The organism is Streptomyces olivochromogenes (assembly GCF_021538895.1).
Lineage (GTDB): Bacteria > Actinomycetota > Actinomycetes > Streptomycetales > Streptomycetaceae > Streptomyces > Streptomyces olivochromogenes_A.
In genome coordinates, this window is sequence record NZ_JADDRL010000096.1 from 1 (window position 1) to 21,379 (window position 21,379).

Consider the following 21,379-nt stretch of genomic DNA (forward strand, 5'->3'; position numbering starts at 1 on the left):
GGCGCCTACCGCTGGCAGCGGCGCACCGCCACGCTCACCGCGCTCGGCTACTTCACCCTGTTCCTCGTGCTGTCGGCGTTCGCGCCCGACTTCATGACGAGCCCGCTCGCCGACGGCATCCCCGCGGGCCTCCTCCTCGCCCTCCTCCAACTGCCCGTCACCTGGCTGGCGATCGCGCTGTACGAGTACACCGCGCGCCGCCATGTCGACCCGCTCGCGGACCGCATCCGCAAGCAGGCGGACGTGGACGCCAGGCGGGGGGCCGCGCGATGAGCGGGTTCACCGGCTTCAGCGGCTCGGCGCAGGCCATGTCCCTGGTCGCGTTCTCGGCCGTCGCCACCATCACCCTGCTGCTGTGCGTCATGACCGGCCCCGACCGCGACGACCTCGACGAGTTCTACACCGGCTACGGCTCCCTGTCCCCCATGCGCAACGGCCTCGCCATCGCGGGCGACTACATCTCGGCGGCCTCCGTCCTCGGCACCGGCGGCGTCATCGCGCTGTGCGGCTACGACGGCATCGTGCTCGCCCTGAGTACGGCCCTGTCGCTGATGCTGCTGATGTTCCTGCTGGCCGAACCCCTGCGCAACGCGGGCCGGTTCACCATGGGCGACGCGCTGGCCCGCCGCCTGCCCGGTCGCGGCGTCCGCATCGCGACGTGCGCGGTGACCATCGCCGCGCTGCTGCCGCTGATGCTGGTGCAACTCGCCGGCGCCGGTCAGCTGATGGCGTTCATCCTCGGCTTCTCCAGCGAGTCCCTGAAGACGGGCTGTGTGATCGGGCTGGGCGCGCTGATGATCAGCTACGCCGCGATCGGCGGCATGAAGGGCACCGCCCTCATCCAGATCCTGAAGATCGTCATGCTGCTCGGCTCGGGCGCCCTGGTCGCCGTCCTGATCCTGCGCCACTTCGCCTGGGACCCGGGCGCCCTGTTCGACGCGGCGGCGCGGCAGAGCGGGGCCGGCGACGCCTTCCTGCACTCGGGCCTGCAGTTCGCGGGCGGGGCCAGCCCCCGCCTGGACATGATCACGTCCGAGCTGACGATCGTCCTGGGCGGCGCCTGCCTGCCGCACGTCACCATGCGTATGTACACCGCCTCCAGCGCCCGCCAGGTGCGCCGCTCACTGTCCTGGGCGGTGTCGAGCGTGGCCCTGTTCGTGCTGGTCATCACGGTCGTCGGGTTCGGCGCGACGGCGTTGATCGGCCGTGCGGCGATCGCCGCGGCCGACCCGCAGGGCAACACCGCCTACCTGCTGGGGTCCCGCGCCGCGTTCGGACCGGACGTGTCGACCGGCGAAACGTTCCTGTTCACCACGGTCACCACGGCCATCTTCCTGACCCTGCTGGCGTCCGTCGCCGGGATGATCCTCGCCTGCGCCAACTCCCTGGCCCACGACGTGTTCGCGGCCTACGCGCGGGACATGACGGCCCGCCGCGAGATGAGCCTGGCCCGGCTCTCGGCCCTGACGATCTGCGTTCCGGCGATCCTCCTGGCGACCCTGGTCCAGCACCGCAGCCTGCAGCCCCTGGTCACCCTCTCGTTCTGCCTCGGTGCCTCCGCCCTCGCCCCCGCCCTGGTCTACGGCCTCTTCTGGCGCCGTTACACCCGTACGGGCCTGATCTGCACCCTGATCGGCGGCTCGCTCACCGTGCTGCTGCTGATGCCGGGCACGAACCTGGTCTCCGGCTCGCCCGTCGCGGCCTTCCCCGACGCCGACTTCAACTGGTTCCCGTTCACCACGACCGGCATCGTCTCGATCCCGGCGGGCTTCGCCTTCGGCTGGCTGGGCACGGTGGTCTCCGGCCGGCGCAAGGCGGAGGAACAGCGCCGCCAGTACGAGGCGGTGGAGGGGTGGATCCTGGCGGGGGCGGTACGCAGGGGGAATTGAGCGGGCGGGACGCGTACCGCCGGTGCGCGGGTGGGCGCCGTGCTCCTTCGCGCCCGCCCCGCGCGCCGACGGCTCTATTCGGCCGGTGCGCGCCCCGTCAGTGCCGTCAGGCTCTTGCGCACGTGGTCCATGTGCGCCCGCACCTCGTCCCACTGCTCACCGTGTTCGCGCAGCACCCGCTGCGTGTCGCTCGCGATCCGGCCCTCCTGCATACGGGCCTCGGTGAGAATCTCGCCGGCACGCGCGCGTGCCGCGTGCTGACACCGCCGCGACCACTCCTCCGCCTGCTCGACGGAGCGCTTCGCCTCGGCGAGCTCGGCCTCGGCCCGGGCCAGGCGCTCGGCCTGCTCCGCGTCGAACGCCTCGGCCCGCCCGACCACCTCGCGCTTGGCCTCGGCCCAGCGCTCGGCGTGTTCCTTGGCCAACTCGCCGAGCATGGCCGAAGTCCGATCCCGCACCTCGCGCAGTGCCGCGAGGGCCTCGGCGCGTCCCTCCTTCACCTCCCGGCGCGCACCGATCCGCAGATCGTCGGCCTCGGCGCCGGCCGCGAGGAGCCGCTGCCGGGAGCGTTCTTCCGCCTCCGCGCAGAGCGCGTCCGCGTACTCCTGTGCCGCCTGGCGCACGCTCAGCGCACGCGCTTCCGCCTGCGCGACCTCTTCCTGCGTCGCGCGCCGCACGGACTCCCGTACGAGCGTGGCTTCCTCCACCACGAGCTGGAACAAGCGCTGGGCGCGCTCGCCGAGCGTCTCGTACGTCTGCGGAGCCAGCTGCGCGACCGTCTCGCGCAGCTGTTCCACCTCCGCCTCCATGTCCTTGGCGAGGACGGTCAGCCGCGCCGCGCGTTCCCACGCGGCGTCACGGTCCCGCGCGAGCGCTTCCGCGTAGGCGTCGACCTGCTCGGGGCGGTAGCCGCGCCCTCGGACGGTCTCGAAACCGTGCGGCATCTCCGATGCGCTGCTCACCGTGGGAACCCCTCTCCGCCCGACACGCACGAAATGATTATTTCGCGCACATCTTGATGGATCAGACGTAACGGTTCATAACGCGACACTCCGCCAGAAGTCACGGTCGATGTGTTTTCCGCCCTCCCGGCAGCGGATTCGGGCCGTCGTGCCCGGCCCGGCACGGCATACGCAGAGGGCCGGGTCCGGTCGACCGACCGGACCCGGCCCCAAGACCGGTCACCTGACGCGTGGCTGCCGAAGGCGGGCTACAGCAGCCCGTCCCACATCTGCTCCAGCAGCACCGACCACCAGCTCTCCGGCGAGCCCAGCGCCGCCGGGTCGAGCGAGGCGAGCTGCCCCTGGAAGTCGACGGTCCAGCGGCCCGCCTGCTCCTGGTTCAGACCGAACCGCAGCCGCCACATCCGGCCCAGCAGGGCCAGGCAGCGCGCGAACTCCGGCAGACCGGTGTTCACGAACTGCGGCGGTACGGGCGCACCGCCCGGCCCCGCCTCGACGGGGACGGCGACGATGTTGGCGGTGCCGTACTGCACACAGATCGCCTTGCCGAAGTCGGTGCCCATCACGAGGTACGAGCCCGCGTCCGAGGCGGGCTGCACCCCGCGCTCCTGCGCCAGCTCGGCCAGCGTCGGCACCGGACGGCCCGGCTGGGCCTGCGCCCAGAAGAACGGACCCATGTCCAGCGGCAGCCCCGCCACCACCAGCGTGTGCGCCACGACCGGCGGCACGCCCTGCCGGGACACCGCCGCCTGCTCGAACCGGAACACGCCCGGCCCGAACGCCGCCGCCAGCTCCTGCGCGATGCCCTCCGGCGGGATCGGCTGCGCCGGCGGGACCTGCGGCACCGGCACCCGCACCGGCGCCGGCCGCGCGGGACCGTCCGCCACCTGGTGCAGCTCGCCCTGGTGCGCCAGCAGCTGCTGCATGCCCTGCTGCCGGCTCGCGTGGTCGGTGCCGTACGGCGCGATGCTCGTGATCCGCGCCTGCGGCCACTGCTCCCGGATCATCCGCGCGCAGTAGGCGCCGGGCAGCGCGCACGACTCCAGCTCCGTGTGCAGCTCCAGCACCTTGTCCGGCGGCACGTTCATGCCACGCAGCTCGTGGAAGATCTGCCACTCCGGGTGCGGGGTGCCCGGCGCCGAACGCCGGATCAGCTGCTGCTCGGAACCGTCCTGCGCGCGGTAGCGCAGCACCGCCTGATAGCCCGGGCCGACCGTCGGCTGCCCCGGCTGCGGGTAGCCGTAGGCCGGGGGCTGCTGACCGGGCACGGGCTGCCCGGGCGGCGGCATGGCTCCCGGCGGCACCGCTCCCGGCGCCATCGCACCGGGCGGCATCGGCTGCGGGGCACCGGGCGCCATCGGTTGCGGGGCACCCGGCGCCATCGGCTGCGGCGCGCCGGGGTGCATGCCGGGAGCGCCCGGGGCCCCGGGCATGCCGGGAGCCGGCGGCGGGGGTGCGCCGGGGCCGGCCACCGGGGGCCCGGACAGCACGGTCTCGGCGTGGTGCACGGCACCTCGCCCGCCCCCGGGAGCACCCGGCCCGCCGGGAGCGCCCGGCATACCCGGGGCGGCCGGAGGCTGGGGTGCGCCGTGGGCGTTCGAAGGCGGCGGGGTGCCAGGGGCACCGGGGCCGACGGGAGTCGGAGGCATGCCGGGGGCGCCCGGAGGCTGCGGCGCGCCCACCCGGCCGGGGTCGGCGAACATCGTCTCCGCGTAGTGCACATTGCCGGACGGCGTTCCGCCCGGCGCGCCCGGCGCCTGCGCGGCACCCGGACCACCCGGGCCCTCGGGCCCGTCCGGACCGAGCGACGACACGAACTGCGTCGGCACGTACGCACCGCCCGACGCACCCGGAGCACCGGGAGCACCCGGCGCTCCCGGCGGCGGCGGAGGGGTGCTGCCCGGCCGCGCACCCGGCGCGCCGGGGACACCCGGCGGCGGAGGCGGCGTGCCCACCCCGCGGCGCGGCGGCGGCGCGGCCTTGCTCGTCGCGGCGTCCGCGATCTCCCCGGCGTTGGGCGCGAGCGCCCGCCCCGGCGCGCCCGGACCGGCCGGGGGCTGCGGCGCCTGCGGGGCACCGTCCGGCGCCTGCGGGTAGCCGTAGCCAGGGGCGCCCGGCGGCGGAGTGCTCGGCCCTGCGGGAGCGCCGGGGCCCTGCGGGTACGCGTAGGACGGCGCACCGGGCGCAGGCGTGCTGCCCTGCGGAGCGCCGGGCGCGGGCGGCGGAGGCGGCGTGGCCGGGGCCGCCGGGCCGTTCGGGTAGCCGTACGACGACGCACCCGGCGGAGGCGGAGGCGTACTGCCGCTCGGCGCGCCCGGCGTGAAGCCCTGCCCGCCCGGCGCGTTCGGAGTACCGAGCGCCGGTGAGACCGCCGTGGACGGCAGTTGGCTGCCACCCGACATCAGCGCGGTCTTGGCGTCGGCCGGCGTCCCGTCGTCGGAACCGCTCAGCGGCGGCGCGAACACCGTCGCGGGCAGCGGCACGGAACGGTCCTCACCGACCTCGGCGTTGGTGTCCGTACCGGCCCAAGGCGTCGCCCCCGCAGGCACGTTCGGCGCACCCGGCGCACCGGGTGCGCCCTGCGCCGCGTCACGCTGCCCGGCGACCGCACCCGCGCCCGCCTCGCCGCCACCGGCGGACGGCCACGACGCACCACTGCCACCCGGCGCACCCGAGAGCGCGTCGGAAGACTCGCCCGCCCCGGCCGCACTCCGTGCCGCCGGCACCCCGGCCTGCGTCTCGGGAAGCCCCCCGCCCCCCGACGACCGCCGGTCCGGGATCCCCAGCTTGTCCGCCGCCTCCTGCAACCACTCCGGCGGCGACAGCAGGAACGACGTCTGATTCAGATCCACCCGCGCCGCGGGCGCCGGCGCGGCGTCCGCGACCTCGTCCTCCCGGCCGTACTCCTCCTCGTACCGGCGGATCACCTCGCCCACCGGCAGCGCCGGCCACAGCGTCGCCTCACCGCTGTCCCGGGCGATCACGAGCCGCTGCGCGCCCGCGTCGGAACGCGGGCCCTCCGCACGGTCCTCGCCCCACACCACGAACCCGAGGTCGAACTCCCGCACCCGCACCTCACGATGCTGGTACGCGGGCACATCCCCGTTGATCCACTCTTCCGCGCGCTCCTGCGCCTGCGCGAACGTCACCATCGCTCAGCTCACTCCCCCACCGACACGGAAGCGACGGGCACGGCATGCGCGAAACCGCCGTCCACCATCAGGTTCGCCACCGTCTCCAGCTCCGGCGGACTGCCGGCCAGCCGCGACAGGAACACGTCGAAGTCGTCACCGCACGGCAGCAGCAACCGCTCCACCCGCTCCGCCGGCGGCATCGCGGGATCCACGTCCCGCGCGTCGTCATAGGCGCAGAAGTAGACCGAGCCGATCCGCTCGCCCTTCACCTTCACCGCCAGCAACCCGCCCTGCACGAAGGCCACACCGAGGTAGTCCTTCGTCAGATGGTCACGCAGGCACTTGTTGACGTACACCAGGTCATTGACCGCCGCCTCGTCCCGCACCGTGAAGAACGGCTGGTCCACCAGCAGGCCCAACTCCGCGTCCAGCGCCGTGCCCACCGGGGCACACCCGCCCGCCGCCTTCAGGAACGAGCGGTACGAGCCCGGCAACCGGTAGCCGAGATCCTCCTCGACCCCCTGCACCTGCTGCTCCGTCACCGCCACACCCGACTTCGGCAGCCCGAAGTGCGCCGGCCGCGTCTCCTGCAACGGCCGCGTCCCACGCTTGCCGTGGTCCACCCGCGCCGTCGCCACACCACCGTGATGCCGCAGCAACGCCTTCACCTCGACCGGAACCAGCTCCAGCCGCCGCGAACCCACCACGTGATGCCACGTCCAGCCGTGCGGCGTCGCCACCGCCGGCACCGTGTCCCACAACTCGTGCCCCGACGCCGCCAGCGCGGCGTTCGCCGACACGTAGTCCGTAAGCCGCAGCTCGTCGACGCCGAAACCCTCCGGCGGATCGGCGATCTCCGCGGCCGCGCGCGCGTACGTGGAGAAGTCGGGGTAACCGTGCTCGTCGACACGTACCCCTCTCGGGTGACGTGCCGCCCGGACCGGATCCGGGAAATGCACGACCTGCCCGGCGTAGGCCGCGTTCGGCGGCGCGGCTTGCTGCCCGAGCCGACCTGTCGTCATGGCGGTTGCCCCCTGCGGCACTCTGTACGGACCGTAGTGACCACTTCTGGGCGCCCTACGACCCGTATCGACTGTCTCTCCCACGTCTCTGACGCGTTCACCGCACGCATCGCGGTGCCGACAGCCTATGCGGTACGCGGACACCGGTCACCGGGCCTCCGCTTCCGTGACCAGCCGTCACCCCGCCGTGACAGCCTGCCCAAACCCGGGCGTGTCGCACCGCCCCAGCTTCCGCACCAGCCACGGCATTTGGCACTCTGTGTCCTTCGGGGGGATGCCCGGGAGGGATGATGACCATGAACGTGACACAAACGGGACCGCATACGGACACCCGCACCACCAGCCCGCCCAGCACCGGTTCGGGCGACCCGCGCATCGGCTGGAGCGCCACCGAAGCGCCCCACGCGCCCACTCTCCTGCACCGCCGCGACGGCATCCTCCCCACCGTCGCCGCCGCCCTCTCCGTCCGCGGCGCCACCCTCACCGGCACCGCCGCCCGCGGCGACCAGCCGCCGGCCCTGCACCACCTCGTCCAGGACTTCCTCGACACCCTCACCAGCGCCCAACGCGACCGCTTCACCGGCCGCTGCGCCGAGACCATCCTCATCTCCCGCCACATCGCCGCCGCCGACGCCACCCGCAGCAAGCGCTCGGCCCGCAAGCCGATGACCAACGGCGAAGCCCGCAAGGCCCTCAAGCAGGCCAAGCTCACCGCCCGCCGCATACGCGAGGACGGCGACCCCCTCCACGGCAGCTTCGCCGCCCCCTGCCGCGCCTGCGCCGCCCTCAGCGCCCACTTCGGCGTCCGCATCGTCGACCCGACGGCGACCGACGGCTGATTCCGCCGCGGCAGCAGAGGCACCGCCGCGCCACCCACCCCCAGTCAGCGACGCGCCGCGGGACCGGCGCGCCACCAGCACGACCCGCCACTCGACACGACGCACCACCAGCACGACGTACCACCCCCGAACCTCGACGAACGAAGGGCAGATGCACGCCGACCGCGCCTCCTCCCCCAAGCCCTCGGCTCCGCTCGGGCAGGGGGGACCCCCATCCCGATTCGCCGTGCCCGTCGACGCCGCCCTGCGCGCCGCCGGCTGGCAGCCCGGCCGCTGGGACATAAGACAGGCCGAATACTGGGCCGACGCGCTGCGCGACCACGCCTCACCCGCCGGACACCGGCACACCGTCTTCCCCGCCGCCGTCGAGGCCTGGGCCGAATTCGGCAACCTCCACATCAGCCCCACCGGGCCCGGCCGCCAGGTGGCCCCCGCCACCCTCCACCTCGACCCCCTGCACGGCCTGCACCTCGCCCGCACCCTCGGCGACCTCGGCCGCGCCCTCGACACCGAGGTCTGCCCCCTCGGCGCCGAGACCGACACCCACGCGTTCCTCGCCATCGACGCCGAAGGCCGCGTCTACACCCTCGACCACACCGGCGACTGGTACCTCGGCCCCGACATCGACCACGCGCTGTCCGCACTCATCGCCGGAATAGAGCCGGTACGGCTGACGGCCGGCTGACCACCGGCCCGCCCGCGCGACGCCCGGTCACACCGCCGGAATCACCGCCGACACCCGGAAACCACCCGCGTCCGTCGGCCCCGACACGAACACACCGCCCAGCGCGACGACGCGCTCCCGCATCCCCACCAGACCATTGCCGCCCGAAGGCAACCGCGCCGCCGACGCCGACCCCGGCTCCGGCGGCGGCTCGTTCTCCACCTGCATCGCGATCTCCGACATCCGGTGCGCCAGCCGCACATGCGTCTTCGCGCCCGCCGCGTGCTTGTGGACGTTGGTCAGCGCCTCCTGGACCACCCGGTACGCCGTCTGCTCGATCTGACGCGCATACGACCGGTTCTCCCCCTCCACCGACAGGTCCACGACCATCCCCGCGGCCGCCGACTGCCCGATCAGCTCGTCCAGCTCGGACAGGCACGGCCCCTCGACCGCCCCCTCCTCCTCCTCGACGGCCCGGGACACCGCCACCGCCGCGACCACACCCAGCGCGGCCGACGCCACCGGCGCCTCACGCCGCGCCGCGCCGCCATCACCCGAACGAAGCACCCCGAGCATCTCCCGCAGCTCGGTCAACGCCTGCCGGCCCATGTCCCCGACCAGCGCCGCGTTCCGCACCGCCTTGTCGGGATCCTTCCGCGCCACCGCCTGCAACGCCGCCGCGTGCACCACCATCAGGCTCACCCGGTGCGCGACCACGTCGTGCATCTCCCGCGCGATCCGCGTCCGCTCCTCGTTGCGCGCCCACTCCGCGCGCTCCTCCGCCCGCTCCGCGAGCAGCTGAAGCTCCCGCTCAAGACTGTCGGCGCGCTCCCTGAGGCTCTCCATCAGCCGGCGCCGGGCGCCCACGTACAGACCGAGCAGGACAGGAGGGGCCGTCAGACCCAGCGACGTGGTGATGGAGGCGAACGGCACGAACCAGTCGCCGAGGGTCAGATCACCCCGGGCCATGTCCTGCCGCACCCGAACGAACGTCACGATCATCGTCCCGAGCAGGGACATGCCCGCCAGCGCCACGATGATCCGGCGCGGCAGCTCCGCCGCGGCCAGGGTGTACAGGCCGACGATGCCCATCAGGAAGCCCATCTGGGCCGGCGTGATCGCGATCGCGACGAGCACCACGGCGATCGGCCACTTGCGGCGCAGCAGCAGCACCGAGCCGGCCAGCAGACCGAACACGATCCCCACCGACACCGGGATGCCGGCGTCCTTGGCGAACGGGATGCCCTCCGCACCGCACTCCAACGCCGACACCAGCGCGAGACTCCCGTCGAGCACCGCGCTGCGCCACCTCGCCCACCACCACGGGCCGGTCAGGCCCGTGATGCGGTCTTCCCCCGTCGTGGTCATGCATCCAGCCTACGGGCGCCCGGGGGCGCTTTTCCGGTGAGTTTCGCCTACTGGCCTACACCACACTCCGTAATCGAATAACAACGAAACTCCCCGGAATCCCTCGAACTGCTGAACCACGCCCGTTCAACACCGGAACCCCACATTCCGGCCGGACGGTCTGCGCATGGCACATTCACCTGGCAAGTACGCGAACTTCGAGGCCCTGCGCGAACAGGCACTCGCCCTGCGCCGCGCGGGACTGAGCCGACGGCAGATCCGCGACCGGCTGCACGTCGACAACAACGACATCCTCAACCGCCTCCTGGAGGGCGAGCCGCCTCCGGAATGGACGGAACGCCCGAACGCGAAGGACGACCTGAGGCACAAAGCACGGGAGCTACGACTCCAGGGCTGGACGTACGACCAGATCCAGGTGGAGCTGGGCTGCTCGAAGAGTTCGATCTCGCTGTGGGTACGGGATCTGCCGAGGCCGGAGCGGCAGCAACGCACCCGAGAGGAAGCCTCGGCGATCGCAAAGCGGGGTTGGGAGGCCAAGCTTCGGCTGCGCGAAGAGGAACGCCGGCGCACAAAACAGCAGGCGGCGGCCGAGGTGGATCAGCTGACCGAGCGTGAGCTATTCCTGGTCGGCGTCGGCCTCTATTGGGCAGAGGGGGCCAAGAGCAAGCCGTACAGCCGACGAGAACGCGTGACCTTCGTGAACAGCGACCCGAACATGGTCACCGTCTTCCTGGCCTGGCTGAGGCTGCTCCGCGTAGACCCCGGGAGCCTCAGGTTCGCCGTACAGATCCATGTGACCGCGAACGTCGCAGCCGCCGAGAAATTCTGGGCGGATCACGTCGGCATCGAGCCGACTGAGCTGCTGAAGACCACCCTCAAGAAGCACAACCCCAGCACCAACCGGAAGAACACCGACGAGAGCTACCACGGCTGCCTCCGTGTCGACGTGAGAGACGGAGCCGAGTTGTACCGTCGCATCGAAGGCTGGTGGTACGGCATAGTAGGGGCTGCCACCGCGCCGATCTACGGAATCGGACATAGCGGTAATCCCGGGTCGTCTAAGGGCAAGACGTCAGATTTTGGTTCTGATCATGGGGGTTCGAGTCCTCCCCCGGGAGCATTTGCTCAGTTCGGGTCCTGACCTAAGAAAGGTCGGGGCCCACTCCCATGTCCCCCGCGAAACGCCCCGGTATCCTGCGGATGTCCCCACCCGTCCACAGCCGAAGGGCAACTCCGTGAGCGTCATTCGCCCGGCAGCCGTCGTCGTTCTCGCAGCGGGTGAGGGCACCCGTATGAAGTCGGCCACACCGAAGGTGCTGCATCACATCTGCGGCCGTTCCCTGGTGGGCCATGTGCTCGCGGCCGCGCACGAGTTGGACCCCAAGAACCTGGTCGTCGTGGTGGGACACGCCCGCGAGAAGGTCACCGAGCACCTGACCGGCACCGACCCGCACGTCCGCACGGCCGTGCAGGCGGAGCAGAACGGCACCGGGCACGCCGTACGGATGGCTTTGGAGGAGCTCGGCGGGACCGTCGACGGCACCGTGGTCGTCGTGTGCGGAGACACCCCCCTGCTCACCGGTGAGACGCTGAAGCGGCTCGCCACCACCCACCAGACGGACGGCAACGCCGTCACCGTGCTCACCGCCGAGGTCCCGGACGCCACCGGCTACGGCCGCATCGTGCGCGACGACGCCTCCGGCGCGGTCACCGCGATCGTCGAGCACAAGGACGCCAGCGACGCGCAGCGCGCGATCCGGGAGATCAACTCCGGGGTCTTCGCCTTCGACGGGCAGCTGCTGGCCGACGCCCTGGGCAAGGTCCGTACGGACAACAGCCAGGGCGAGGAGTACCTGACCGACGTGCTCGGGATCCTGCGCGAGGCCGGGCACCGGGTCGGGGCGTCGGTCGCCGGGGACCACCGGGAGATCGCGGGGATCAACAACCGCGTGCAGCTGGCGGAGGCCCGCCGGATCCTGAACGACCGGCTGCTGGAGCGCGCCATGCTGGCCGGCGTGACGATCGTGGATCCGGCGACGACGTGGGTCGACGTGACGGTCTCGTTCGAGCAGGACGCGGTCGTGCACCCGGGTACGCAGCTGCACGGCGCGACGCGCGTCGGCGAGGGCGCGGAGGTCGGCCCCAACTGCCGACTCACGGACACGCAGGTGGGTGCGGGGGCGCGGGTGGACAACACCGTCGCCGACCGGGCGCAGGTGGGTCCGGGGGCGAGTGTGGGTCCGTTCGCGTATCTGCGGCCGGGTACGCGTCTGGGGCCGAAGTCGAAGGTGGGTACGTACGTCGAGACGAAGAACTCGTCGATCGGCGAGGGGACGAAGATCCCGCACCTGTCCTACGTCGGTGACGCGACCATCGGTGAGTACACGAACATCGGTGCCGCGAGTGTGTTCGTCAACTACGACGGGCAGGACAAACACCACACGACGGTGGGCTCGCACTGCCGGACCGGTTCGGACAATATGTTTGTGGCTCCTGTCACGGTCGGGGACGGTGCGTACACCGCCGCCGGCTCTGTGATCACGAAGGATGTGCCGCCCGGTTCGCTGGCCGTGGCCCGTGGTCAGCAGCGGAATATCGAGGGTTGGGTGGCTCGCAAGCGTCCGGGGAGCGCGGCGGCGAAGGCCGCGGAGGCGGCCTCGCGGCAGGGCGAGGGCGAGGACTGACCGGAATCGGGTGCGCCGAACACGGCGTACCGTGATAAGTGCACACCCGCACCCCACCAGCTGAGACGGCCTCTCACGCCCAGCCGAGAGGTCGCTGGACACCCAGCTGTGACACCTCTGAGGAGACAGTGCTGTGACCGGGATCAAGACGACCGGCGAGAAGAAGATGATGTTCTTCTCCGGCCGCGCCCACCCCGAGCTTGCCGAGGAGGTCGCCCAGCAGCTGGGTGTCGGGGTCGTCCCGACGAAGGCCTTCGACTTCGCCAATGGCGAGATCTACGTGCGGTACCAGGAGTCGGCGCGTGGTGCGGACTGCTTCCTGATCCAGAGCCACACGGCTCCGATCAACAAGTGGATCATGGAGCAGCTGATCATGATCGACGCGCTGAAGCGCGCGTCGGCGCGTTCCATCACGGTGATTGTGCCGTTCTACGGTTACGCCCGGCAGGACAAGAAGCACCGTGGACGTGAACCCATCTCGGCGCGTCTGATCGCGGACCTGATGAAGACGGCGGGTGCGGACCGGATCCTGACGATGGATCTGCACACGGACCAGATCCAGGGCTTCTTCGACGGTCCGGTGGACCACCTGTTCGCGCTGCCGCTGCTGGCGGACTACGTGGGCCGGAAGGTGGACCGGGACAAGCTGACGGTCGTGTCGCCGGACGCGGGTCGTGTGCGGGTGGCGGACCGGTGGTGCGACCGGCTGGGTGCGCCGCTGGCGATCGTGCACAAGCGGCGCGACAAGGACGTGGCGAACCAGGTCACGGTCCACGAGGTCGTGGGTGAGGTCAAGGGCCGGGTGTGTGTCCTGGTCGACGACATGATCGACACGGGTGGGACGATCTGCGCGGCGGCGGAGGCGCTGTTCGCGCACGGTGCGGAGGACGTCATCGTGACGGCGACGCACGGTGTGCTGTCGGGTCCGGCGGCGGACCGGCTGAAGAACTCCCGGGTGGGTGAGTTCGTGTTCACGAACACGCTGCCGACGCCGGGTGAGCTGAGCCGTGAGCTGGACAAGATCACGGTGCTGTCGATCGCGCCGACGATCGCGAGCGCGGTGCGTGAGGTGTTCGAGGACGGTTCGGTGACGAGCCTCTTCGACGAGCAGTGAGGTTTCTGCACTAGCGGATCCCGCGGCCTCTGAAGATCCTTTTGGGTCCGGCCTCCCCTCCGAGTAGACTGCTGCAGTTGCTCGGCGAGGGAGGCCGTTCCCGTTCCAACGGGGTACGGCGATCCGTTATCGACGCGCTCTTCGTAGCAGGCCGTTCGTGGCCGGGTGACCACGTTCGTTCCCTATGTACTACGAGGAGTGATCATGTCCGAGGTCAAGATCTTCGCCGAGACCCGTACCGAGTTCGGCAAGGGTGCCGCCCGTCGTATCCGCCGTGACTCGAAGGTTCCCGGCGTTCTGTACGGCCACGGCTCGGACCCGCTGCACCTGACCCTTCCGGGCCACGACCTGCTGCTGGCGCTGCGTACGCCGAACGTCCTGATCTCCCTGGACATCGACGGCAAGTCCAACGAGCTGGCGATCCCGAAGTCCGTGCAGCGCGACCCGGTCAAGGGCTTCCTGGAGCACGTCGACCTGCTGCTGGTCAAGCGCGGCGAGAAGGTCACGGTCGAGATCCCGGTCCACGCCGAGGGTGAGCTGGCCGCCGGTGGCAACCTGCTGGAGCACGTCCTGAACGCGCTGCCGGTCGAGGCCGAGGCCACGCACATCCCCCAGGGCGTGACGGTGTCCGTCGAGGGTCTGGAGGCCGGTTCCTCGGTCCTGGCCAAGGACATCACCCTGCCCGCCGGTGTCACGCTGGCCGTCGACGAGGACGCCGTCGTCCTCCAGGTCCTGGCCGCGCAGGCCGAGGAGGCCGTCGAGGGCGAGGCCGCCGAGGGCGAAGAGGTCGCCGAGGCCTGATCCTCGCCGTCGTCGTTCTGTCAGCCGCTGTTCCCGTCGGGGACGGCGGCTGGCGTGTATCAAGAAGACGTACCGGCGCGTATCGTCGGCACGTATCGAGGAGACATGGACGTGAGCACCCCCGCCAATGCCCCGTGGCTGATCGTAGGCCTGGGTAATCCCGGACCCGAGTACGCGATGAACCGGCACAACGTCGGGTTCATGGTGGCCGATCTGCTGGCCGAGCGGATCGGGGGGAAGTTCAAGCGCGCCGGGAAGGCGCAGGCACAGGTTCTGGAGGGGCGGATCGGTCCGCCCGGGCCAGCGAACCGCCGTGTCGTCCTGGCCAAGCCGATGTCGTACATGAACCTGTCGGGCGGCCCGGTCAACGCGCTGCGTGACTTCTACAAGGTGCCGCTCGCGAACATCGTGGCGGTGCACGACGAGCTGGACATCGACTACGGGATCCTGCGGCTGAAGCTGGGCGGCGGGGACAACGGGCACAACGGGCTGAAGTCGATGACGAAGGCGATGGGGCCGGACTATCACCGGGTGCGGTTCGGGATCGGGCGTCCGCCGGGTCGTATGCAGGTGGCCGATTTCGTGCTGAAGGACTTCGCGTCGGCGGAGCGCAAGGAGCTGCACTACTTCGTGGACCGGGCGGCGGACGCGGTGGAGTGTGTGGTGATCGAGGGGCTGGAGCGGGCGCAAAGCTCGTACAACTCCTGACTTGTCCGCCCCGTGGACCCGGCCGGAGTTGACCGGGCGTGCGGGCATGGCCAATGATCCCGGCCATGCCTGCCTCAGCCATCTCCTCCCGTCAGGCCTCGGCCGCCGCGCTGCGGTTCGGGCAGCTCGCGGCGATGGGTACGGTCGCCGTTCTGATCCTGATCGCGGGTGTGTTCGGTTCCTGGTCGACCGCGCAGCACGTGATGCTGACGAAGGGCCGCGAGCGCGGCACGATCGAGGTGACGCGGTGCGGGGAGGACACCTGCACGGGGCCGTTCACGCCGCTGTCCGACGGGGCGGGGGCGCGGCGGCAGGTCGTCATCGAGAAGACGGTGGCGGTGCGGCGGGGGCAGACGTACACGGTCGTGATCAAGCCCGGTACCGATGAGGTCGTCCGTTCCGGTCCGGCCGGGGTGCTGTACGCGTGGGTGCCGTTCGGCGGGGCGCTGTTGCTGGCGTCGGTGGTCGTCGCGGGCGGGCTGCGGCGGACGCGGGCGGCGTGGGTGCTGGCGGGGGCCGGGGCCGTGTTGCTGACGGCGGCGTTCGCGGTGATCTGAGCCCTGTGGGCCTGATGGAATCCGAGTGTTGTGTGTTCGTGATTGACCGCGGGTCAGTCGGGGCTGGAAGCTGAGCCGCCCCCTCCACATCTTCCCGTCCGTAACTCGAAGATGGACTGCCCCATGCGAACCCTCACTCGCGCCGGCGCCCTGTGCGCCGTCTCGGCGGCCGCGCTGTTCGCCGCCCCTTCCGCCTACGCCACCTCTCCGGGTGACAACGGCACAGTGAAGATCCACGATGCGAAGACGGGCGAGGAGTTGCGCCGCAACGAACCGCACGTCTGCACGTTCTACCTGGACGCCTTCGGCTTCGACGGCGTGCAGAAGGTCGACTGGCACATCGAGGCGTGGGCTCCCACGGCCGCCCCGAAGGGCGAGACCGTGAAGTCCGGCGCCATCACCCTGGACGGCGAGGGACACGGCCGTACCCAGGACCTGTCGCTGCCCGACGGCCACTACAAGCTGTTCTGGAACTTCGACGGCGAGAAGGGCGCGGCCAAGCACAAGGTGTTCTGGACGGACTGCGCCGACTCGGAGGGCGGCGGTACGACGCCGTCCGCGTCGCCGAGTTCCTCCGCCGGTCAGTCGGCGAGCCCGTCCGGTTCCGCGTCCCCGAGCGCGTCCCCCAGCGAGTCGGCGGGCGGAAGCGAGTCGACGGCGCCGGCCGCGTCGTCGCCGTCCGCGCCGGGCGGTGGCTCGGGCGGCCTGGCCGAGACGGGCAACGGCGCCCCGGTGGGGCTGCTGTCGGGTGTCGCGGCCGCGCTGGTCGGCGCGGGCGGCTACCTGGCGTTCCGGCGCCGCAAGGTCCAGGGCTGACAGACGAACGGTGCCCCCGTGCCGCAGACGCGGCACGGGGGCACCGTCATGGTGTGGGCGCGGTCAGCCGGTGTTGCGCAGGCCCGCCGCCACGCCGTTGACGGTCAGCAGGAGGGCCCTGGACAGCAGCGGGTCGGCCTCCTCGCCGGCGGCCGCCGCGTCGCGCTGCCGCTTGAGCAGGGCGACCTGGAGGTAGGAGATCGGGTCCAGGTAGGCGTCGCGGATGGAGAAGGTCTGCTCCAGTTCGGGCTGGGCGTCGAGCAGTTCCTTCTCCCCGGTGACGCGGAGCACCTCGCTCACGGTGAGCTCGTGCTCGGCACGAATGGTGTCGAACACGTGCTTGAGCTCGTCGGGGACGAGGGTGTCGACGTAGTGCTGGGCGATCCGCAGGTCGGTCTTGGCCAGGGTCATCTCCACGTTGGAGATGAAGTTCTGGAAGAAGTGCCACTGCTCGTGCATCTCGCCGAGGACGGTGTCCCCTTCCTGCCGCAGGCCCGCCTCGCGCAGCGCCTTCAGTCCCGAGCCGACGCCGAACCAGCCGGGGACGATCTGCCGGGACTGGGTCCAGCCGAACACCCACGGGATGGCGCGCAGCCCGTCGAGCCCGGCGCCGGAGTCGGGCCGCCGCGACGGCCGCGAGCCGAGGTGCAGGTCGGCGAGCTGGTCCACGGGGGTGGAGGCGAAGAAGTACGCGGGCAGGTCGGGGTCCTCGACCAGCTTGCGGTAGACGGCGTGGGCGGCGTCGGAGACGACGTCCATGGCCGCGTCCCAGCGGGCGAGGGCCTCCACGGACTGGCGCGGGGAGGTGTGCAGGGCGGAGGCCTGCAGCGTCGCCGCCACGGTCAGTTCCAGGTTCTCCCGGGCGAGGGAGGGGATGAGGTACTTGTCGGAGATGACCTCGCCCTGCTCGGTGACCTTGATCTCGCCCTCCAGGGTGCCCCAGGGCTGGGCGAGGATCGCGTCGTGCGAGGGGCCGCCGCCGCGGCCGACGGTGCCGCCGCGGCCGTGGAAGAGGCGCAGTCGGACGCCGTAGCGGTGGGCGACGTCGCGCAGGCGGCGCTGGGCGCGGTGGATCTCCCACTGGCTGGTGGTGATGCCGCCGAACTTGGAGGAGTCGGAGTAGCCGAGCATGACCTCCTGGACGTCCCCGCGCAGTGCCACCAGGCGGCGGTAGGACGGGTCGGAGAGCATGTCCTCCAGGATGGTGTCGGCGGCCTTGAGCTCGTCGGTGGTCTCCAACAGCGGGACGATGCCGATCTTGGCCCAGCCGGCGTGCAGGTCAACGAGGCCGGCCTCGCGGGCGAGGACGGCGGCGGCGAAGACGTCGTCGGCGCCCTGGCACATGGAGATGATGTACGACTCGATGACCTCGGGTCCGAACACCTCCAGGGCCTTCTTGACGGTGAGGAAGACGCCGAGGGTCTTCTCGCCGGCCGCGTCGACGGGTGCCGGGGTGGGGGCGAGGGGCCTGCGGGAGCGCAGTTCCTTGGCGAGGAGCTTGGCCCGGTACTCGCGGGGCATGTCGGCGTAGCGCCAGGACTCCTCGCCGAGGCGGTCGAAGAGCTGGCCGAGGGCGTGGTGGTGGGCGTCCGCGTGTTCGCGTACGTCCATGGTGGCGAGCTGGAGGCCGAAGGCGGCCAGGGTGCGGATGGTGCGGGCCAGGCGGCCGTCGGCGAACAGGGCGCCGCGGTTCACGCGCAGCGAGGTCTGGATGATCCGCAGGTCGTGGAGCAGTTCGGCGGTGCCGAGGTAGTCGCGGCCGGGCTCGTGCGCGGTGCCCTTGGCGAGGCGCCGCTTGGTGTTGACGAGCTTCTGCCGGATGCAGGTGGCCTTGAGCCGGTAGGGCTCCTCGGCGTTGAGACGCTTGTAGCGGGGGCTGATCTCGGGCAGGCGCTCCAGGTCGTCCTGGAGGCACCGCAGGAGTTCGTCGGTGGCGCCGGTGTAGCGGATGGAGTTGGACAGGAAGCCGCGCAGCTCGTCGATCATCTCCAGGGCGTCGTTGATGCCGTGCTCGTGCTGGAGGATGAGGACGTCCCAGGTCACCGCGGGGGTGACGTTGGGGTTGCCGTCGCGGTCGCCGCCGATCCAGGTGCCGAAGGTGAGCGGGCGGGTGTCGTCGGGGAGCTTGACGCCGACGCGTTCCAGTTCGGCGGTGAGGTCTTCGAGGACGTCGCCGACGGCGCCGGCGTGCAGTTCGTCCAGGTAGTAGATCGCGTTGCGGGCCTCGTCGGTGGGTTCGGGGCGTACGACGCGCAGTTCGTCGGTCTGCCAGACGAGGTCGATGTTCTCGGCCAGCCGGGTGTCGAGGCGCCGGCGGTCCGATTCGATGACGGGGGTCTCCAGAAGCGCGGCGATGCGCCGGAGCTTGTTGAGGACCGACCGGCGCGCGGCCTCGGTGGGGTGCGCCGTGAAGACCGGGCGCACGTTCAGGTGCTCGACGGTCTGCCGGAGGTGTTCGGGGTCGGCGTCCTTGAGGCGGTCGGCGGTGCGGGACAGCAGGCCGCCCTCGGCGGCGCGGCGGGCACGCAGCTCGCGGCCGCGGTGGACCTGCTCCGTGACGTTGGCGAGGTGGAAGTACGTGGAGAAGGCTCGGACCAGCTTGGCCGCGGTCTCCAGTTCGGTGCCTCGCAGCAGCTCGGCGGCGGCCTCGCCGTCCTCGCGGGTGAGGCGGCGGACCTTCTCGACCAGTTCGAGCAGCTCGGGGCCCTCTTGCCGGACAAGGGTCTCGCCGAGGAGGTCACCCAGTCGCCTGATGTCGGCGCGCAGCTCGGTGCTGGTTGTTGTGGACTGGGTAGTCAGGTCGTCGGCACTGCTCACAGGTGCGGCTCCTTGCAGTGTTGAAGCTCGTCTGGGAGGGAACCCGGGCGTCTGCCGAGCGGCGTGAGCCGCATACGGGCCGGACATCCGGGAAGGAAACAGAGCGGACCGCGCTGTCCGACCGATCCAAGGATAGGTGTCCATGCGGACGCGCAGGCTCACAGGCTCTTGTCGCTGGACACCGCGCTGCCATACTTACGTCGCCGTAGGTTACGGAACCGTAGGGAACTCGGGATACAGTCCCGCTCGGTCGCCGCGACCCGGCGCCCCTCTCCACCCTCGACCCCACAGGGGACGCCCATGACCACGAGTTCCGATGTGATCGACGACGCCCCGCAGGCGAACAACGACACCTCCGTTTCCTCCGCCACCCTGGGCGGCGAGCAGAAGGGCTCGATCGAACAGCTCACGCTGCTGCTGTTCATCGTCGTGCCGTTCCTCGCGCTGCTGGCGGCGGTACCGCTGGCGTGGGGCTGGGGGGTGAGCTGGCTGGACCTGGGCCTGCTGGTCTTCTTCTACTTCCTGGGCTGCCACGGCATCACGATCGGTTTCCACCGCTACTTCACCCACGGTTCCTTCAAGGCGAAGCGGCCGCTCAGGATCGCGCTGGCGATCATGGGGTCGCTGGCGGTCGAGGGCCCGCTGGTCCGCTGGGTCGCCGATCACCGCAAGCACCACAAGTTCTCCGACGCCGAGGGTGACCCGCACTCGCCGTGGCGGTTCGGGGAGACGGTTCCGGCGCTGATCAAGGGCCTGTGGTGGGCGCACATCGGCTGGATGTTCGACGAGGAGCAGACGCCGCAGGAGAAGTACGCGCCGGATCTGATCAAGGACCCGGCGATCCGGACGATCTCCCGCCAGTTCATCTACTGGACGATGCTCTCCCTGGCCCTGCCGCCGCTGATCGGCGGTCTGGTGACGATGTCGTGGTGGGGCGCGTTCACCGCCTTCTTCTGGGGTTCACTCGTGCGGGTGGCGCTGCTGCACCACGTGACGTGGTCGATCAACTCGATCTGCCACGCGGTCGGAAAGCGCCCGTTCAAGTCCCGGGACCGCTCCGGCAACGTGTGGTGGCTGGCCGTCCTGTCGTGCGGTGAGTCCTGGCACAACCTGCACCACGCCGACCCGACGTCGGCGCGGCACGGTGTGGAGCGGGGTCAGGTGGACTCGTCGGCGCGGTTCATCCGCTGGTTCGAGCTGCTCGGCTGGGCGTACGACGTGCGCTGGCCGTCACGCTCACGTATCGATTCGCGCCGCAACACCGAGGAAGGCGGCTCCCGGCGCGGGTCGGAGGCCGAGAACGCGGCATGATTGACGCCGTGGCGACCGACTCCAGCACCCCCAGCACCGACAAGCCGCGGCGAGCGCGTCGCACCCGTATGACCGGTGCCGAGCGCCGCCAGCAGCTTCTGGAGATCGGTCGCACCCTCTTCGCGGCGAAGGGCTTCGAGGGCACGTCGGTGGAGGAGATCGCGGCGAAGGCCGGGGTGTCCAAGCCGGTGGTGTACGAGCACTTCGGTGGCAAGGAGGGCCTGTACGCGGTGGTGGTGGACCGCGAGATGCGCCGGCTCCTCGACATGGTCACCGGCTCGTTGACCGCGGGTCACCCCCGCGAGCTGTGCGAGCAGGCCGCCTTCGCGCTCCTCGACTACATCGAGGAGTACACGGACGGCTTCCGGATCCTGGTGCGCGACTCCCCCATCCCCCAGTCCACGGGCTCCTTCGCCTCGCTGATCTCGGACATCGCCACCCAGGTCGAGGACATCCTGGGCCGCGAGTTCAAGAGCCGCGGTTTCGACCCGAAGCTGGCTCCGCTGTACGCCCAGGCGCTGGTCGGCATGGTCGCGCTGACCGGCCAGTGGTGGCTGGACGTCCGCCGCCCGAAGAAGGCGGAGGTGGCGGCCCATCTGGTCAACCTGGCGTGGCACGGCCTGGACGGGCTGGAGCCGAAGCCGCGGCTGATCGGGCACCGGAAGAGCTGACGGGTCCGCCCGGGACGGTGAC

The 21,379-nt window shown here is 71.2% G+C and carries 17 protein-coding genes, 1 tRNA gene and 1 pseudogene; 14 read left to right on the forward strand and 5 right to left on the reverse strand.

Annotated elements, in window-relative coordinates; translation table 11 throughout:
• Both IPZ69_RS34880 and IPZ69_RS34885 read left to right on the forward strand, forming a co-directional pair.
• Positions 1-273, forward strand: a 273-nt coding sequence (locus tag IPZ69_RS34880) for a DUF485 domain-containing protein (RefSeq protein ID WP_235458695.1), incomplete at its 5' end; no start/stop codon positions are given.
• Positions 270-1,889: a sodium/solute symporter gene (locus IPZ69_RS34885; protein WP_235458696.1), complete on the forward strand. Its 1,620-nt coding sequence runs from the start codon at positions 270-272 to the stop codon at positions 1,887-1,889. The genes IPZ69_RS34880 and IPZ69_RS34885, both read left to right, overlap by 4 nt.
• A 74-nt stretch (positions 1,890-1,963) precedes the next feature.
• On the opposite strand, the gene IPZ69_RS34890 is transcribed toward IPZ69_RS34885, so the two are convergent.
• The 3 genes from IPZ69_RS34890 to IPZ69_RS34900 form a co-directional block, all read right to left on the reverse strand.
• Positions 1,964-2,851 carry a cellulose-binding protein gene (locus IPZ69_RS34890; protein ID WP_374294898.1) on the reverse strand — a complete coding sequence of 296 codons (888 nt, stop codon included), beginning with the start codon at positions 2,849-2,851 and terminating at the stop codon, positions 1,964-1,966.
• Between the two features lie 248 nt (positions 2,852-3,099).
• Positions 3,100-6,003, reverse strand: a complete 2,904-nt coding sequence (locus tag IPZ69_RS34895) for an SUKH-4 family immunity protein (RefSeq protein WP_235458697.1) — start codon at positions 6,001-6,003, stop codon at positions 3,100-3,102.
• 8 nt (positions 6,004-6,011) lie between these two features.
• Positions 6,012-7,007 (reverse strand): SMI1/KNR4 family protein, encoded by a 996-nt coding sequence (locus tag IPZ69_RS34900; RefSeq protein WP_235458698.1) that lies wholly within the window; start codon positions 7,005-7,007, stop codon positions 6,012-6,014.
• A gap of 287 nt (positions 7,008-7,294) precedes the next feature.
• Here IPZ69_RS34900 and IPZ69_RS34905 point away from each other — a divergent pair, with 287 nt between their 5' ends.
• Both IPZ69_RS34905 and IPZ69_RS34910 read left to right on the forward strand, forming a co-directional pair.
• Positions 7,295-7,846, forward strand: a complete 552-nt coding sequence (locus IPZ69_RS34905; RefSeq protein ID WP_235458699.1) for a YwqJ-related putative deaminase — start codon at positions 7,295-7,297, stop codon at positions 7,844-7,846.
• Positions 7,847-7,997: 151 nt separating this feature from the next.
• The gene (locus IPZ69_RS34910; RefSeq protein WP_235458700.1) at positions 7,998-8,531 is read left to right on the forward strand and encodes an SUKH-3 domain-containing protein; all 534 of its coding nucleotides are present in this window, start codon (positions 7,998-8,000) and stop codon (positions 8,529-8,531) included.
• A 27-nt stretch (positions 8,532-8,558) separates the two neighbouring features.
• Here IPZ69_RS34910 and IPZ69_RS34915 read toward each other — a convergent pair whose 3' ends face one another.
• Positions 8,559-9,878: a sensor histidine kinase gene (locus tag IPZ69_RS34915; RefSeq protein ID WP_235458701.1), complete on the reverse strand. Its 1,320-nt coding sequence runs from the start codon at positions 9,876-9,878 to the stop codon at positions 8,559-8,561.
• Between the two features lie 166 nt (positions 9,879-10,044).
• Between IPZ69_RS34915 and IPZ69_RS34920 the strand changes: the two are divergent.
• The 8 genes and pseudogenes from IPZ69_RS34920 to IPZ69_RS34955 all read left to right on the forward strand — a co-directional run.
• Positions 10,045-10,893, forward strand: a pseudogene (locus tag IPZ69_RS34920) (hypothetical protein); the annotation flags it as partial.
• A 32-nt stretch (positions 10,894-10,925) separates the two neighbouring features.
• A tRNA-Gln gene (locus tag IPZ69_RS34925) sits at positions 10,926-10,996 on the forward strand.
• A 117-nt stretch (positions 10,997-11,113) separates the two neighbouring features.
• Positions 11,114-12,562, forward strand: a complete 1,449-nt coding sequence (glmU, locus tag IPZ69_RS34930) for a bifunctional UDP-N-acetylglucosamine diphosphorylase/glucosamine-1-phosphate N-acetyltransferase GlmU (RefSeq protein ID WP_235458702.1) — start codon at positions 11,114-11,116, stop codon at positions 12,560-12,562.
• Between the two features lie 133 nt (positions 12,563-12,695).
• Positions 12,696-13,676, forward strand: a complete 981-nt coding sequence (locus IPZ69_RS34935; protein WP_235458703.1) for a ribose-phosphate diphosphokinase — start codon at positions 12,696-12,698, stop codon at positions 13,674-13,676.
• Positions 13,677-13,880: 204 nt separating this feature from the next.
• A complete protein-coding gene (locus IPZ69_RS34940) occupies positions 13,881-14,477 on the forward strand; it encodes a 50S ribosomal protein L25/general stress protein Ctc (protein WP_235458704.1) in 597 nt (198 codons plus the stop codon).
• 105 nt (positions 14,478-14,582) lie between these two features.
• A complete protein-coding gene (pth, locus tag IPZ69_RS34945; RefSeq protein ID WP_235458705.1) occupies positions 14,583-15,185 on the forward strand; it encodes an aminoacyl-tRNA hydrolase in 603 nt (200 codons plus the stop codon).
• 53 nt (positions 15,186-15,238) lie between these two features.
• Complete coding sequence (locus IPZ69_RS34950; RefSeq protein ID WP_235458722.1) at positions 15,239-15,742, forward strand: hypothetical protein; 504 nt, start codon at positions 15,239-15,241, stop codon at positions 15,740-15,742.
• Positions 15,743-15,865: 123 nt separating this feature from the next.
• A complete protein-coding gene (locus tag IPZ69_RS34955; protein ID WP_235458706.1) occupies positions 15,866-16,558 on the forward strand; it encodes an LPXTG cell wall anchor domain-containing protein in 693 nt (230 codons plus the stop codon).
• A gap of 63 nt (positions 16,559-16,621) precedes the next feature.
• Here IPZ69_RS34955 and ppc read toward each other — a convergent pair whose 3' ends face one another.
• Positions 16,622-19,375, reverse strand: a complete 2,754-nt coding sequence (gene ppc, locus IPZ69_RS34960; RefSeq protein ID WP_235458707.1) for a phosphoenolpyruvate carboxylase — start codon at positions 19,373-19,375, stop codon at positions 16,622-16,624.
• A gap of 300 nt (positions 19,376-19,675) precedes the next feature.
• Here ppc and IPZ69_RS34965 point away from each other — a divergent pair, with 300 nt between their 5' ends.
• Positions 19,676-20,686 carry an acyl-CoA desaturase gene (locus IPZ69_RS34965; RefSeq protein WP_235458708.1) on the forward strand — a complete coding sequence of 337 codons (1,011 nt, stop codon included), beginning with the start codon at positions 19,676-19,678 and terminating at the stop codon, positions 20,684-20,686.
• On the forward strand, positions 20,683-21,357 hold the full coding sequence (locus IPZ69_RS34970) for a TetR/AcrR family transcriptional regulator (protein ID WP_235458709.1): 675 nt from the start codon (positions 20,683-20,685) through the stop codon (positions 21,355-21,357). The genes IPZ69_RS34965 and IPZ69_RS34970 overlap by 4 nt, the downstream gene beginning before the upstream one ends.
• Positions 21,358-21,379 lie beyond the last annotated feature (22 nt).

Coding starts and splice junctions, on each gene's coding strand:
- IPZ69_RS34885 (WP_235458696.1), top strand. CDS start 270: ATGAGCGGGTTCACCGGCTTCAGCGGCTCGGCGCAGGCCATGTCCCTG.
- IPZ69_RS34895 (WP_235458697.1), bottom strand. CDS start 6,003: ATGGTGACGTTCGCGCAGGCGCAGGAGCGCGCGGAAGAGTGGATCAAC.
- IPZ69_RS34900 (WP_235458698.1), bottom strand. CDS start 7,007: ATGACGACAGGTCGGCTCGGGCAGCAAGCCGCGCCGCCGAACGCGGCC.
- IPZ69_RS34905 (WP_235458699.1), top strand. CDS start 7,295: ATGATGACCATGAACGTGACACAAACGGGACCGCATACGGACACCCGC.
- IPZ69_RS34910 (WP_235458700.1), top strand. CDS start 7,998: ATGCACGCCGACCGCGCCTCCTCCCCCAAGCCCTCGGCTCCGCTCGGG.
- IPZ69_RS34915 (WP_235458701.1), bottom strand. CDS start 9,878: ATGACCACGACGGGGGAAGACCGCATCACGGGCCTGACCGGCCCGTGG.
- IPZ69_RS34940 (WP_235458704.1), top strand. CDS start 13,881: ATGTCCGAGGTCAAGATCTTCGCCGAGACCCGTACCGAGTTCGGCAAG.
- pth (WP_235458705.1), top strand. CDS start 14,583: ATGGACGTGAGCACCCCCGCCAATGCCCCGTGGCTGATCGTAGGCCTG.
- IPZ69_RS34950 (WP_235458722.1), top strand. CDS start 15,239: ATGATCCCGGCCATGCCTGCCTCAGCCATCTCCTCCCGTCAGGCCTCG.
- IPZ69_RS34955 (WP_235458706.1), top strand. CDS start 15,866: ATGCGAACCCTCACTCGCGCCGGCGCCCTGTGCGCCGTCTCGGCGGCC.
- IPZ69_RS34965 (WP_235458708.1), top strand. CDS start 19,676: ATGACCACGAGTTCCGATGTGATCGACGACGCCCCGCAGGCGAACAAC.
- IPZ69_RS34970 (WP_235458709.1), top strand. CDS start 20,683: ATGATTGACGCCGTGGCGACCGACTCCAGCACCCCCAGCACCGACAAG.